We start from the raw sequence: 15,035 nt of genomic DNA on the forward strand, positions 1-15,035 counted from the left end.
GCCCGGCTCCCCACGAAGGGAGTCGGGCCGCGGTGTTTCAGGGGAGGAACGGCTGCGGGACTAGAAGCGCGCCTGCAGCAGCGTGTTGAAGCCCAGCGCGCTCGGCTCCTCGAACGTGGGCTGCGCCACGCCGGTGATGTCGTCGCGGAACGTGGTCCGGTTGTTGTCGTACGTGTAGTAGATCTCACCCACGGCGGCGACGGAGTCCGACAGGTCCCACCGGAAGGTGGCCTTCGCCGAGTAGATGGGCTCCGCCTGGCAGACCTTGTTCGACGTGCCGCACACCTCGGGGAGCACGCTGAGCTGGTTCACGTCACGCACCACCACGGTGCGCGTGCCGATGAGGCCCTCGGGCGGGTTGTTGCCGCCCAGCACCGGGGTGGGGCTGCGGAACGACGCCGGCTGCTGCACGCCGACGACGAAGCCCGGCGTGAAGTGCAGCTTCGGCAGGTGGTAGTCCGCGCCCAGCGCCAGGAACATCTCCGGCTTCAGCTTCGTGCCCTCGGGGAAGTCCTGGAACGGGGGGAAGCCCGGCACGTTGAACTGGATGTACGAGAGGCTGCGGTACAGGCCCAGGAGGCTGACGCGCAGGAAGTTCCACTTGGCGCGCGCCTGCAGGGCCACCGCGGTGGCGCCCTGCGGCTGGGTGGCGCCGAACTCGTCCGGCTTCTCCAGCGTCTGCGAGAGGTAGCTGCCCTCGAGCGACACGGAGTAGGAGAGGCCTCCCGGGTACAGCTCCGGCGCGAAGAAGCGCTGGTAGATGTCCGGGTCGTTCTTGTAGAGCCGGAAGTCCACGCTGGTGCCCACCGGCACGCCCACGTGGTAGACGACCTGGCCGGAGATGCCCGCGGCGTTCACCGGAGCCTCTACGCCCAGCGTCGCCAGGCCGGGCACCAGGCCCTTCTGGAAGTAGCCGCCGCCCGCCTCGACGCGCAGCGTGTCCAGGATGTCGAAGCCCGCGCCGGCCATGATGCCGTAGAGCGTCTCCTCCTCGAGGATGAGCTCGTTCTGCACCAGCGCCGTCTTGCCGCCGACGTACGCGTACCACCTGTCGCGCGTAATCTGGAGCTTCGCGCCGGGCACGCCGTTGGTCGCCGAGCGCGTGGTGAACACGTCGCTGCCGCCCCAGGAGATGCGGTACGCATAGCCCAGGCGGAAGCGGTCCGCGGACACCGGGAAGCCGACGAGGGAGATGCCCTCCTTCTCGCCCCAGCCCGGCGGCTGGTAGTTGAGCCGGATGTAGCTGGAGTTGTCGCGGATGTCGACGCCACCCGCGGGCCGCTCCAGCACCAGCAGCGTCAGCGCCGCTTCCGTGGTGAGCCCCTCGAAGAACGCGGGCGCGCGCTTGTAGAGCACCACGTTCGACAGCGACTCGAAGCCGGAGAACTTGGTGTTGAAGTTGTCGTAGAACTGGGTGTTCTGGTTGCCCGCGCCAAAGCGTGCGTTCGGGCTGTTGGGCGTCGTCTCGCCCGAGCCCGCCAGCACGTTGTCGTCCGCGAAGACGAACGACAGGCGCGTGTCCACGAAATCACCGGCCCAGGCGGGCGCACTCAGGGATAGCAGCCCGGTCAGGGCCAGCGTCTGCAGCGTTTTCAATGTCCCTCTCCACGAAGCGGCCCGGGGGGAACCGCTCCTCCCCGCGCTCCGGCTCTCACCGGAGCGCGAACTTCGTCAACTGACTACGGATTGGCGCACGGCTGGATGGGCTTCGGGCACTGATTGCCCGGGCCCGGGTGGCAGCAGATGTCGTCCTGGTCTCTCGGAAGGACAATCCACCGGGGCCGCGCGGCGCTCACCTGGCGCAGGTGGCCCACGACGTCGAAGGTGGCCTCGTGCAGGTACTTGCACTGCAGGGCCTTGTCCGAGTCCGGGTCGTCCGTGCGGCAGTTCACCACGAGGTCCGGCACCGCGTCCTTCGTCACCAGGTTGATGCGGGTGCGCGCGTTCACGCCCACCTTGCAGGTGACATTGCCCTTCGTCTCGTCCTGCGGGACGAACCACATGACGGACTGGGACGCCGTCAGCTTGTAGGAAAGCCGCGTGTTCGCCGCCAGCGGCGTGTTCGCCGTGTTGGGCAGGCTGTCGCCGCCGAAGCGCAGGAAGGCCGCCTTGTCGCACCAGACATTCACCTCGTACTCGGGCGTGAGCGCCCGGGACTGGCCCCACGACACGGTGTCCGGGTCGCCGTCCGCCGTCGCGACGAGCGTCTGCACGCGGCCCGTCACCGAGGCGTCCAGGCCCGCCTCGGCCGCGCCAGACGGGTTCATCTCCACCACGAACTGGCCGAACCCTTCATAGGTGTTCTTCTCGGTGCAGAGCTTCCCGGCGAACTCGCCGATGCCCAGCGTGCAGTCGATGTTGCACTGGCGCTCCGGCACGTCCGGGTCTCCCGGAGTGTCCGTGCCGCAGGCGCCCCAGGTGCCGGCGCTCGGGTTCGGGCAGAAGAAGGGCACCGAGCCGTTGCCGTTGGCGTCGCAGCTCTTGAAGACCTCGGGGAAGCGCACGCGGCGAATCGTCACCAGCGAGGACTCCAGGCTCTCCATCTTGTAGTTGCCGTAGCTGTAACCGCACAGCGGGTCGGTGATGTAGAGCGTGCTGCTGTAGCCGCACCGCCGGCCGTTGATTTCCACCGGCGGGGCCAGCTTCAGGTACTTGTTCCACTCGGCCTGTGGCAGCAGGCGCACGCGCTCGCGAATGCTCCACGACGGGAAGGTGAGCTGCGTGGTGGCGGTGAACTCCTGCACCGAGCCGGCCACCGTCCACAGGAGGTCACCCGGGTCCAGGCCCTCGGGGAAGGAGTAGTTGTAGATGTAGAGCGAGTTGAAGCGGCCCGGGTAGTAGCCGTCCGGCTCCGCCGTCTGGGTGTTGCCGCCCTGGAGGCCCTCCCTCACGCGGCACGCCGTCAGGTCCGTCACGAAGAAGCCACCCGGGTCCGTGCCCGTCACCAGCAGCGTCACGGGCTCGTTGTTGTTCGGGTCGTTGGCATCGCAGTTCTGGCGCAGCACGCTCCCGGACTCGGGGTTGCGGCCGATGCGCATGTACGTGCCGCTGTACGCGGTGAGCTGGTCGCCGTTCTGCGGGACCTGCACCGTGGCCAGCGTGGGCTCCTCGAAGAGGAGCTCCTTGGACAGGCCCGTGGCGTACGTGCGCGTCGCCGGCTCCTCCGGCAAATCACCCGGAGCCACGTCGCCCTGGGCGTAGTCCACCTCGGGCGGCTCGTCCTCCACCCACACGTGCAGCTCACCGTAGAGCTGCGAGGCGCGCACGGTGCCGCTGCCCTTGCCGTTGGTGAGGTTCGTCCAGCGGTAGGTGTACGCACCGGTGAGGTTGCCCGGGACGACGCGGAAGGACACCGGACCGTTGAAGGTCTCCAACGGCTGGCCCTTCACGTCGATGGCGGTGACGTCCACGTCGATGTCCACCGCGCTGCGGGGGATGACGTAGCGGCACTCCTCCGTGCCGCGCACCTCGGCGGGGACCTGCGCCTGCGAGCCGTACTTCGTCGCGCACGCATTCACCACCGACACGGCCGTGCGGGGGTTGCTGTTGGCGACGTAGAGGCCCTTCACCTGCACGTCGAAGGTGGCGACACCCTTCGGCTGCGTGGCGTCATCGGTATAACAGCCAGCCAGGGCAAGGGCCGACAGCAGCATGAGTCGCTTCATCACTTCACCCTCCGGCCGATACGGCCGTCTTCCACCGCGTCCGCGATGGCCATGGACGTGGGATTCTCACAGTAGTTGCGCAGCTCCGGCGTGATGTTGCCGCAGATGGGATTGGTGCCCGCGAGCACTTCACGGCAGCTGCAGCGGCCCGAGTAGGGGCCGTTGGACGGCGCGCAGTAGGCCCGCGCCTCGGCGGGCGTATCGAGCTCGGCCGGCACGTTGCAGTTCCCGGGGAAGGTGCCCGTGTCCGGGTTGAGGTCCCTGCAGCTGCACTGCTCGCCGACCGGCTTCGCGGCGACGCAGGCCGCCTGGGCCTCCGCGGCCGTGGTGACGCCCGCCTCGTTGCAGCCCGTGGGGTCGAAGCCCCGGCGCATGAGGTCCACGCACGTGCAGCTGCCGACCTTCGACGAGAGCTCCGCCTTGAAGGACTGGGCCGCGCGGCAGAAGCCCACCACCTGGTCATCCACCGTCCACTGGCCGTTGATGAGGTTGCCGCAGCGGGCGCCCGACTTGGACGTGGCGTTGCCGGCGAGGATGTCCTCGCAGGTGCAGAAGCCCTGCATGTAGCCGATGAGCGAGTCGCGCAGGGAGATGCCCGTCTCGATGCGCGTGGTGTTGCGCTTGAGCACGTTGAAGCCCGAGCCGCCCTTGGCGATGTAGTCGTTGACGGCAATCTTGTACGTGCCGTTCGGGTCCAGCGGCTTGCCGTTGATCTGGATGTCCGTGCCCGGGTTGGCGTAGCAGCGGCCCTCGCCGGGGGCGGACGCCTCGTCCTCGATGCACTGCCAGGCGGCGTGGCCCGTGCGGTTCTCCGCGGGGCAGTCCGTGGCGTTCTTCGCCAGGTCGCAGGAGACGCGCAGGTCGTTGATCTGCACCTGGGCGCAGTCCATGGTGAAGCGCGCGCCGGAAATCTGCGCCTGGCTCACGCAGCCGCGCTCGGCGGAGCGCTCGGCCACGAAGTTGAACATCTCCTGCATCTCCTTGCCGGAGAGGTACATGATGTTGATGGTGTTCTCGAACGGGAACACGTTGAACATCGACTCCTGCGTCACCACGCCGGCATAGAGGTTGTCGCGGATGCCCAGCGAGTTGGTGAGCGCCATCTCCGCCTCGACGCGGCGGCGCTTGCGCATGGAGTCCGCGGCGATGTTGCCCAGCGGCGAGTCACCACCCGTGGAGTTGTTGCGGCGCTGCACGTCGCGCGGGGCGTAGGAGAAGATGTTGGTGAGCTGCAGCTTGAAGTCCATGCCCAGGATGTAGGGCTGGAGCAGCTGCGTGGTGTCCCGGTCCTCCTGGTCCTTGCAGGCCTCGATGGCGGCGCGCACGTCCGGGTTCGAGATGAACTGGCCCTCCTCCCAGAAGATGCTCGAGTCATACCGGTAGCGGCGCATGGCGTCGTTGCACCAGAGCGCGTCCAGCGGGAACACGCGGTAGTCCTGGCTGAGCACCTCGGCGCCCTCGTTCTCGCCGAGCGCCTCGGGCATCTTCACCACCAGCTCCAGCCGGCCGATGTACTTGGCGAAAGCGCCCGAGTGCGCGAGCACCACCTTGCGGCCGGCCGGGTCCGTGAGCAGCTGCGGCGGGTTGAGCACCACGTGCAGGTGGCCGCCCAGAATCACGTCCACGCCGGACACGCCGGGAATCATCACGCGCACCACCGACTTCTCGTCGCCCTGGGGGCCGAACCACTCCAGCACCTGCCACGGGTTCTTCGCGCGCGTCACGAAGGACTTCGCGCGGCCCCACTCGTAGTAGGCCTCGTAGCCCTGGACGACGTCCTGGTCCTCGGTGAGGCCCAGGTGGCTGACGATGACGATGAGGTCCGTCACCGGGCGCAGCAGCTCCACGTACGCGCGCACCACCTCGTTCTGCTCCAGCGCGGTGGCCTGCAGGCTGTTGCCGCCTTCCACGATGGAGTTGAGCGAGGAGATGTTGGCCATGCCGATGACACCCACCCGCACGCCCTTGATGTTGCGGATGGTGTACGGCGCGGTCTCCAGCCCCGTCTGGTTGCTGCCCGTCGCGCGCCAGTCGTTCCAGAGGTAGTTGGCGGCCAGCAGCGGGAAGGTCGCGTTGTCCCGCGCGCGCTGGGTGAAGTTGAGCGCGCCCGCGTCGAACTCGTGGTTGCCCACCACCGCCGCGTCCAGGCGGCTCTGCGAGAGGAACTTGAACTCCACCTCGCCGGTGTTGAGGTTGAAGATGGGCGCGCCCTGGAAGCAGTCGCCCGAGTCGAGGTGGATGACCCGGTCACCCTTCTCACGCTCGCGCTTGAGCAGCGCCCCGATTCGCGTCGCGCCACCGAAGGGGCCGGCCTCCGGGATGAGCCCCAGGTCCTGGTCCGTCTTCAGCGGTGCGAAGTCATACGGGATGAGGCGCGAGTGGATGTCCGAGGTATGGAGGATGGTGAGGCGCACCTCCTGTCCCTCGAGGTTGTAATCCTGGCCTTCCTTCACCGGCATACAAGAAGCCGCAGCCAGGACGCAGGAGAGGCCGAGCAGGACGCGACGCATCAGGAGAGATTCCGTGTTTCAGGGGGAGGACAACGGTAAAGCCGGCGCACCGTACGGGATCAGGCTCTGTCGGGCAAGCAACGCAGCCATGGCATCCCTTCTCCCTTCCATTGCATTCCTACTCCCCAGGAGGGCAGCCAGGCATGAAGGCCCCGCATTCCAGTGTGACTGACATCGAGATCATCGAGGATTTCTCGTCCACCGCGCGTTGTGACGAGGGCTTCCTGCGAGTGCGGCGGCTGCGCTGCCGGAACCGGCGCTCGGACGGCAGTGCCTCTCCGGTGTACCGGGTGGACGTGGTGGACCGGCCCCGGTTGGACGCCGTCGCGGTGCTGGTCTACCGACGCGGCGCGTCGGGATTGTTGGAGGTCCTGACGCGGATGAACCTGCGGCCCGCGGCGTACTTCCGGAAGGACAACCGGGACGCCATGACGGTGCCGGACCCGGTGGTGGGGTACCTGCGGGTGGAGGAAATCGTCGCGGGGCTGTTGGAGCCGGACGACAAGGGCGAGGAGGGCCTGAAGCGGCGCGCGGCGGAGGAGGTGCGCGAGGAGGCTGGCTTCGCGGTGGCGCCCGGAGACATCCAATTGCTGGGCGGCGCCTTCTTCCTCGCGCCGGGCATCCTGTCCGAGAAGGTCTTCCCCGCGGCGGTGGACGTGACGGGCCTGGCGCCGGAGGAGCCGGAGGGGGACGGCTCGCCTTTGGAGGAGGGGACGCAGCTGCACTGGCGGCCCATCCAGGAGGTGCTGGAGGCGTGCCGGCGCGGGGACATCCCGGATGCGAAGACGGAGGTGGCGCTGACGCGGCTGCTCGCCCGCCCGGCGTGAAGGACGGAGAGTGTGGGGCGGCGGGCTTGCGGTTTCGCGGGGCCTCGGAAGCGGGGTAGGGTGCGCCCCGTCCCGTCACCCATTGCCGAGGTCGCTGCATGTCGTCGCTGCCCCCCTGGCTGGCCCAGCTCCTGCCCATCCTCATCCTGCTGGGGGCCATCGCCCTCGTGCTGGCCCGGCTTCCCAAGGTGGAGCTGGGGCACTCGAAGGCGTTCCAGCGCCGCCGCTTCTACAACTGGTTCCCGCTGGGCCTGACGTACGCGTTCCTCTACATGGGGCGCTACAACGTCAACGTGGCCACCAGCGCCATGGGGGACCGCACCTCCAACGCGGACTTCGCCACCATCTTCATGTGGGGGACCATCGTCTACGGCGTGGCCTTCCTCCTCAACGGCCCGCTGACGGACAAGCTGGGCGGCCGCGTCACCATCCTCCTGTCGGCGGGCGGCTCGGCGGTGGCCAACATCCTCATGGGCCTCGTCGTGTACGCGGTGCTGGAGAGGGGCTGGGCGCCGCCCGGCGGCCTCGTGGCGACGCTGTCCTTCCTCTACGCCGTCAACATGTACTTCCAGAGCTTCGGCGCGGTCTCCATCGTCAAGGTGAACGCGGCGTGGTTCCACGTGCGCGAGCGCGGCCAGCTGGGCGGCGTCTTCGGCATCCTCATCTCGCTGGGCCTGTACTTCGCCTTCGACTGGAGCCGCCTCATCCTCCAGGCGGCGTCGGTGTACTGGGTGTTCTTCGTGCCGGCGGTGGTGCTGCTGGCCTTCGTGGTGCTGGACTCCTTCATCATCCGCGACAACCCGAGCCAGGCGGGCCACCAGGACTTCGACACCGCGGACGCGTCCAGCGGGGACACCGGCGCGCCGCTGGGCGTGGTGGCGGTGTTCCAGAAGATGCTGAGCAACCGCATCATCCTGGTCATCCTCGCCATCGAGTTCTGCAGCGGCTTCCTGCGCAACGCCGTGCTGCAGTGGTTCCCCAAGTACGCCAAGGCCATCGGCGAGGGCGGCGGCTTCGTGGCCACCAACTGGGGCATGCTGTCGTGCGTGGCCGGCATCCTCGGCGGCATGTTCGCGGGCGTCATCAGCGACCGCATCTTCGACTCGCGCCGTGGCCCCGTGTCCGCGGTGCTCTACGCCGGCCTGCTGGTGGGCTCCACCGCCGCGTGTTTCCTGATGGGCAGCGCGGGCATGGGCTGGTCCGTGGTGTGGATGTCCCTGTGCGTCATCGGCGTGCACGGCATGCTGTCCGGCACGGCCACCATGGACTTCGGTGGCAAGAAGAACGCGGGCGTGGTGGTGGGCATCATCGACGGCGCGGTTTACGCCGGCACGGCCTTCCACGCCTTCATCTACGGCATCATCCTCCCCACCGGGGACGCGACGAAGGTGGCGGCCAACTGGCAGCCCTGGCCGGTGGCGATGCTGCCCTTCGCCGTGGTGGGCCTGCTCCTGGCCACCCGGGTGTGGAACGCCAAGCCCCAGCCGAAGGGGGCCTCGCTGCCCACCGCCGCCCCCATTCCGTCTCCGGCGGAAACCGCCTCCACCCCCCGGACTGGTACCCGGGGCTGATGGGGCTGTGGACCCGAGGACGCGTTACGGCCGGGTCACTCCCGCGTGACAGACAGGTAACGTAGAGTGCGGGTGTGTCCCAGGCACCCGCACCATTGCAGAGCCGCTTCGAGGTCCACGACCGGAAGCAGTTCGAAATCAAGCTCGAGTACCAGCCCTCCGGGACGGACGAGACGCGCTACCTCGTGGAGGCGTACCTCTTCCTGCCCGGCAGTCTGAACATCGACGCGGAGACGTACCCGCGCGCGGACTTCTACGCGGACATCCACAACTACGTGCGCTTCAAGACGCCGGTGATGGCGGTGGAGGAGCTGCTCTCGTCGGACGCCTCACCGCTGGTGAAGCTGGAGGCGTGGCTGCGCACGGGGATGGGCAGCGAGAGCGACATCGTCTACCAGGCGAAGCTGCTGTCCTGCGTGCTGCGCGGGGCGCTGCGCCGCTTCGCGGTGGGCGTGGAGTCGCGCTGCGAGGGCTCGAGCACGCCGCTGCCGCAGGACGCGTGCGCGGTGCTGGAGGCGGACGTCGTCGCCATGCAGTCCGGCGTCACGGCGGTGCTGGAGCGCTTCCGCGCGTGGCTGCGCTCGGCGGGGGAGCTGCGCCTGCAGGAGCGCCCGCGCGCGGCGCTGCGGCTGGTGGACGAGTACGTCAGCCTCCTCGTGGAGGGCGGCTTCCGGCGCGCGGTGGCGGACATGAAGGCGCTGCCCAAGACGGAGCCGTGGATGGGGCTGCGCAAGGGGTTGATGGAGGCGGTGCTGCGCGAGGAGGCCTACCGCAAGGAGCACCGGCTGCGCAGCGTGTTGAGCCCCACGGGGGACAACGAGGAGTACATCCAGCGGCTGGGCTTCCTGAAGAAGTTCTGCATGAACGTGCTGTTCCTGTCGTCGAAGCGGAAGCAGAAGCGGCAGGGCTTCGAGGAGATGCTCTTCGCGCTGGCGGCGGGCGTGGCGATGACGTTCGCCACAGCGGTGGCCTTCTGGGCGCAGGCGCGCTTCGCGCAGGCGAGCCTCAACTTCTTCCTCATCCTCGTCGTGGGCTACATGGTGAAGGACCGCATCAAGGAGGGCATGCGGAAGATGCTCAGCCGCGTGGCGGCCACGCACCTGGCGGACCGGACCATGGACCTGGTGGACCCGGTGACGAAGCGCTCCATCGGCACGTGTGAGGAGCGGGTGGACTACGGCCCGACGCTGAAGGTGCCGGAGTCCGTGTCCGCGCTGCGCCACCGCGACGACTTCCTCACCGCGTCCCAGGGCGAGCTGACGGAGACGGTCATCCGCTACCGCAAGCACATCGAGCTGGACGCGCGCCTCATGCCGCGCACCGAGCGCGGCCTGTCCGGCGTCACGGACATCATGCGCCTCAACGTGGGGCGCTTCCTGCGCGACATGGACGAGCCGGAGCTCGCGCTGGAATACGTGGACCTAGCGGACCTGTCGGTGGGGCACATCCGCGGCGCCAAGCGCTACCCGGTGGACGTGGTGTTCCGCTTCACGGTGGAAGAAGAAGAGACGGACCGCCGTCAGGAGACGACGCAGTTCGTCAGGCTGGTGCTGGACCGCAATGGCATCCAGCGCATGCAGTGCTTCCCGGAGCCCTCGTCTCCCGGGACGCCCCCCGGCACCGTGCCCTGGCAGTCGGCTGCCTGACGGCCACGGTTTCGGCGGCGCCCATGCGCGGGCGCGGGTAATCTGCCCCGCGCTCATGGCCTACGACGACTTCAAGAAGCGCATCCGCCACGACTGGCGGGACACCCTGCGGGGCATCCTGACGCACGCCCGCTCGCTCGGTTCCCGGGCGGTACTGGCGTTCGATTTGGACTCCACCCTCTTCGACAACCGGCCCCGGCAGGCCCGCATCCTCCGTGAGTTCGGTGCCGCTCGCTCGCTGGCCGTGCTGGCCGCGTGCGAGCCCCGCCACTGGGTGACGGGCTGGGACATGCGCGAGGCCATGCGTGCCTGCGGCCTCGACGAGGCCCTGGTGCAGGCCCACTTCCCCGACGCCCGCCGCTTCTGGGTGGAGCGCTTCTTCACCAGCGACTACTGCGTGGACGACGTGGCGATTGAAGGAGCGGCCGCCTTCACGCACGCGGTGGTGGGGACGGGCGCGCTGCTCGTCTACGTCACCGGCCGGCACGAGGGCATGCGTCACGGCTCCGTGTCCTGCATGCGGCAGCACGGGCTGGCCATTCCCGACGAGAAGCAGGTGCACCTCTTCATGAAGCCCACGCTCCAGGAGGACGACGACGCCTTCAAGCGGGAGGCCCACGCGAAGCTGGGCCGGCTGGGCACCGTGGTGGCCGCCTTCGACAACGAGCCCACCCACGCCAACGACTACCGGCGCAAGTTCCCCGAGGCCACCGTCATCCATCTCGCCACCGACCATTCCGGCCGGCCCGTGGAACTGCTGGAGGGCGTCATTTCCGTCCCTCACTTCGCACTCGATTCGTGACGCACCGCGCCTGGAAAGACAGGCGTGGCACAGAACGGTTTGTATCGCTTTGAAGTCCCCCTGCCGCGCGCTATGAGGCGCACGGCGTCCGCCGCCCCGTAAGGACGAAACAGGGGCGGCCAGCATGGAGGCATTCCGCGGTGGCCAGCCCGTACTCGAAGGAACTGCTGTTGACGATGTACCGGAAGATGTACCTCATCCGTCGCTTCGAGGAGCGCGCGGGTCAGCAGTACACGCTGGGGAAGATCGCCGGTTTCTGCCACCTCTACATCGGCCAGGAGGCCGTGGCGGTGGGCCCCAACGAAGCCATCCGTCCGGACGACTACATGCTGAGCGCGTACCGCGACCACGGCCAGCCGCTGGCGCGTGGCAGCGACGCGGGCATGGTGATGGCGGAGCTGTTCGGCCGGGGCACCGGCTACAGCAAGGGCAAGGGCGGCTCGATGCACATCTTCGACATCGAGCACCACTTCTACGGCGGCTACGGCATCGTCGGCGGGCAGATTCCGCTCGCGGCGGGCATGGCCTTCGCCAGCCGCTACCGCAACGAGGACCGCGTCACGGTCTGCTACTTCGGCGACGCGGCGGCCAACCAGGGCTCCTTCCACGAGACGTTCAACATGGCGTCCAAGTGGAAGCTGCCGGTCATCTACATCTGCGAGAACAACCGCTACGGCATGGGCACGGCCATCGCCCGCACGTCCGCGGTGCCTGAAATCCACAAGCGCGCCGCCGCCTACGGCATGCGCGGCGAGCCGGTGGACGGCATGGACTGCCTCGCCATGTACGAGGCGGTGAAGGACGCCGCCGCGTACTGCCGCGCGGGCAAGGGCCCGGTGCTGCTGGAGGCCAACACCTACCGCTTCCGCGGCCACTCCATGGCGGACCCCGCCACCTACCGCAGCAAGCAGGAGGTGGAGGACGAGCGCAAGAACGACCCCATCCCCAAGCTGCGCGAGCACACCCTCAAGAACAAGCTGGCCGCCGACGCCGACTTCGAGGCCATCGAAGAGGAAGTGAAGGCGCAGGTGGACGCGGCGGTGAAGTTCGCGGACGAGTCCCCCGAGCCCAGCGTGGAAGAGCTGTGGCGGGACACGATTGTGGACGAGGGCGAGCAGGACGTGCGCCCCCGCGAGCGCGTGCTGGGCGTGAAGGTGACCAACTGGCCCAAGTATCCGAGCGGCCAGGAGCTGAAGGTGACGTGGGACCTCGAGCCCCGCGAGCAGGCCGAGCAGACCGACAAGAAGGCGGGCCTGAGCCGCTAGCCCCCACGAGTCCATCCACCCAACCCTTTTTCTTCGATTCCCTTCGGAGCTGACGATGCCCGAGTTGATGTACCGCGAGGCGCTGAACCAGGCGCTCGCCGAGGAGATGGAGCGCGACGCCAACGTCTTCCTGATTGGCGAGGAGGTGGGCCGCTACAACGGCGCCTTCAAGGTGTCGCAGGGACTGCTGGACAAGTTCGGGAGCGCGCGCATCATCGACGCGCCCATCTCCGAGCTGGGCTTCACCGGCATGAGCGTGGGCGCGGCCATGGTGGGCCTGCGCCCCGTGGTGGAGATGATGACGTGGAACTTCGCGATTCTCGCGATGGACCAGATCGTCAACAACGCGGCCAAGCTGCGCCACATGTCCGGCGGCCAGCTGCGCTGCCCCATCGTGTTCCGCGGCCCCGGCGGCGCGGGCGGCCGGCTCTCCAGCCAGCACAGCCAGGCGCTCGAGGCCAACTACGCGCACTTCCCGGGCCTGAAGGTGATTGCCCCGGCCACGCCGGCGGACGCCAAGGGCATGCTCAAGGCGGCCATCCGGGACGAGAACCCGGTCATCATGTTCGAGGGCGAGCGCCTGTACGCGCTCAAGGGGGAGGTGCCGGAGGGCGAGCACGTCGTTCCCCTCGGCAAGGCGGACGTGAAGCGCGAGGGCACGGACGTCACCATCATCACCTGGAGCCGCATGTACTACTTCTGCATGGAGGCGGCCGAGCAGCTCGCGAAGGAGGGCATCTCCGCGGAGGTGCTGGACCTGCGCACGCTGAGGCCGCTGGACGAGGAGGCCATCCTCGCCAGCGTGCGGAAGACGAACCGGGTGGTCATCGTCGAGGAAGGGTGGGCGCTCGCGGGCGTGGGCGCCTCCGTGGTGGACATCATCCAGTCGAAGGCGTTCGACGACCTGGACGCGCCGGTGCTGCGCGTGACGGGGCTCGACGTGAACATGTCCTACGCGGCGAACCTGGAGAACGCGACCCAGCCGGACGCGCCCAAGATCATCGACGCGGTGAAGAAGGTGCTGTACCGCGAGGGAGCCTGAACGCGTATGGCCATTGCCATCCAGATGCCCAGCCTTTCCCCCACGATGAAGGAGGGGAAGATCGTCAAGTGGCTCAAGAAGGTGGGCGACAAGGTCTCCTCCGGCGAGGCAGTCGCCGAGGTGGAGACGGACAAGTCCAACCTCGAGATTGAAGCCTACGACGACGGCTACCTGCTGCAGATTCTCGTCGGCGAGGACCAGATGGCCGCCGTGGGCGCGCCCATCGCGTACCTCGGCGCCAAGGGCGAGAAGGTGGACGCCGGCAAGGCCGCCGCCGCGCCCGCCACGAAGCCCGCCGAGGCTCCGGCCGCCGCGAAGGCTCCGGTTTCGGCTCCGGCGCCCCAGGCCCCGGCCGCGCAGCCCGCCGCCGCTGGCGGTGGCAACCGCATCGCCGTGGTGATGCCGAACCTCTCCCCGACGATGAAGGAGGGGAAGATCGTCCGGTGGATGAAGAAGGTGGGCGACAAGGTCTCCTCCGGCGACGCCATCGCCGAGCTGGAGACGGACAAGTCCAACCTCGAGATTGAAGCCTACGACGACGGCACGCTGGCGGAAATCGTCGTCGGCGAGAACCAGATGGCCGCCGTGGGCGCGCCCATCGCGTACCTCACGGGCAAGGGCGCCAAGGCGGCCGCGGCTCCTGCTCCGGCGGCTCCGGCCCCGAAGCCCGCGGCTGCCGCGCCCCAGGCTCCGGCCGGGGGCCAGGTGGTGTCGCCGCGCCGCGAGGAGCCGGCCCCGGCCGGTGATGGCCGGCGCGTGCGCGCCAGCCCGCTGGCGAAGAAGATCGCCCGCGAGCGCGGCCTGGACATTGCCCAGGTGCGGGGCTCCGGCCCCTCTGGCCGCATCGTGAAGCGCGACATCGAGGAGGCGCTGGCGAAGGGCGTGGCGGCTCCGGCGCCCGCGGCGAAGAAGGCCCCGGCGGCGCCCGGCGCGCGTCCGGCGTTGGGCGTGCGGCCCGAGCCGCAGGTGGTGCCGCTCACGTCCATGCGCAAGGTCATCGCGCAGCGCATGACGGAGGTGAAGCCCGGCGTCCCGCACTTCTACCTCACCATCGAGGTGGACATGGAGGCCGCGGTGAAGGTCCGCGAGGAGGCGAAGGCGATGGAGCTCAAGGTCTCCGTCAACGACCTCATCGTGAAGGCCGTGGCCATGGCGGTGCGCCGCTATCCGAAGATCAACGTGTCGCTCCAGGGCGACCACGTCGTGCAGTTCGGCACCGTGGACGTGGGCATCGCCGTGGCGCTGGAGGAGGGGCTCATCACGCCCATCCTCCGTGACGCGGACCAGAAGGGCCTGCAGGCCATCGCCACCGAGGTGCGCGAGCTGGCCGAGCGCGCCCGCAAGCGCGCGCTCAAGCCGGAGGAGTACTCCGGCGGCTCCATCACCGTCAGCAACCTGGGCATGTACGGCATCGACCAGTTCGTCGCCGTCATCAACCCGCCGCAGGCGTCCATCCTCGCGGTGGGCGCGGTGGCCGACAAGGCGGTGGTCGTCAACGGGCAGCTCGCGGTGCGGAAGACGATGACGGCCACGCTGTCGTGTGACCACCGCGTCATCGACGGCGCCATCGGCGCGGAGTTCCTGCGCGAGCTGCGCGGCCTCCTGGAGCACCCCACGCGGCTGCTCTTCTAGACGCACGCGGCAACGAGGAGGGGCCGACCACCGCTCGGGTGCGTCGGCCCCTTCGCATTTGCGGGGCCTCGCTGG

10 protein-coding genes are annotated in these 15,035 nt (G+C 68.8%); 7 read left to right on the plus strand and 3 right to left on the minus strand.

The annotated features are described in order from the left end of the window. Positions 1 to 60 precede the first annotated feature (60 nt). The 3 genes from ACVTJA_RS17225 to ACVTJA_RS17235 form a co-directional block, all read right to left on the minus strand. A complete protein-coding gene (locus tag ACVTJA_RS17225; protein ID WP_465837467.1) occupies positions 61 to 1,596 on the minus strand; it encodes a hypothetical protein in 1,536 nt (511 codons plus the stop codon). An 83-nt stretch (positions 1,597 to 1,679) separates the two neighbouring features. Further along, positions 1,680 to 3,665 (minus strand): hypothetical protein, encoded by a 1,986-nt coding sequence (locus tag ACVTJA_RS17230; protein ID WP_465837468.1) that lies wholly within the window; start codon positions 3,663 to 3,665, stop codon positions 1,680 to 1,682. Beyond that, positions 3,665 to 6,175, minus strand: a complete 2,511-nt coding sequence (locus ACVTJA_RS17235; protein WP_465837469.1) for a bifunctional metallophosphatase/5'-nucleotidase — start codon at positions 6,173 to 6,175, stop codon at positions 3,665 to 3,667. Before ACVTJA_RS17235 ends, ACVTJA_RS17230 begins: the two co-directional genes overlap by 1 nt. A gap of 143 nt (positions 6,176 to 6,318) precedes the next feature. On the opposite strand from ACVTJA_RS17235, the gene ACVTJA_RS17240 reads away from it, so the two are divergent. The 7 genes from ACVTJA_RS17240 to ACVTJA_RS17270 all read left to right on the plus strand — a co-directional run bounded on the left by ACVTJA_RS17240 (position 6,319) and on the right by ACVTJA_RS17270 (position 14,960). Continuing rightward, entirely contained in the window at positions 6,319 to 7,002 is a 684-nt protein-coding gene (locus ACVTJA_RS17240) for an NUDIX hydrolase (protein WP_465837470.1), read from the plus strand. 98 nt (positions 7,003 to 7,100) lie between these two features. Further along, on the plus strand, positions 7,101 to 8,573 hold the full coding sequence (locus ACVTJA_RS17245; RefSeq protein WP_465837471.1) for an MFS transporter: 1,473 nt from the start codon (positions 7,101 to 7,103) through the stop codon (positions 8,571 to 8,573). A gap of 74 nt (positions 8,574 to 8,647) precedes the next feature. Further along, complete coding sequence (locus tag ACVTJA_RS17250; protein ID WP_465837472.1) at positions 8,648 to 10,219, plus strand: hypothetical protein; 1,572 nt, start codon at positions 8,648 to 8,650, stop codon at positions 10,217 to 10,219. A gap of 55 nt (positions 10,220 to 10,274) precedes the next feature. Continuing rightward, positions 10,275 to 11,021 carry an HAD family hydrolase gene (locus ACVTJA_RS17255; protein WP_465837473.1) on the plus strand — a complete coding sequence of 249 codons (747 nt, stop codon included), beginning with the start codon at positions 10,275 to 10,277 and terminating at the stop codon, positions 11,019 to 11,021. Between the two features lie 140 nt (positions 11,022 to 11,161). Next, on the plus strand, positions 11,162 to 12,286 hold the full coding sequence (pdhA, locus tag ACVTJA_RS17260) for a pyruvate dehydrogenase (acetyl-transferring) E1 component subunit alpha (protein WP_465837474.1): 1,125 nt from the start codon (positions 11,162 to 11,164) through the stop codon (positions 12,284 to 12,286). A gap of 55 nt (positions 12,287 to 12,341) precedes the next feature. Continuing rightward, entirely contained in the window at positions 12,342 to 13,328 is a 987-nt protein-coding gene (locus ACVTJA_RS17265; RefSeq protein WP_465837475.1) for a pyruvate dehydrogenase complex E1 component subunit beta, read from the plus strand. Positions 13,329 to 13,334: 6 nt separating this feature from the next. Next, a complete protein-coding gene (locus ACVTJA_RS17270; RefSeq protein WP_465837476.1) occupies positions 13,335 to 14,960 on the plus strand; it encodes a pyruvate dehydrogenase complex dihydrolipoamide acetyltransferase in 1,626 nt (541 codons plus the stop codon). Positions 14,961 to 15,035 lie beyond the last annotated feature (75 nt).

The organism is Pyxidicoccus sp. M6 (assembly GCF_055568925.1).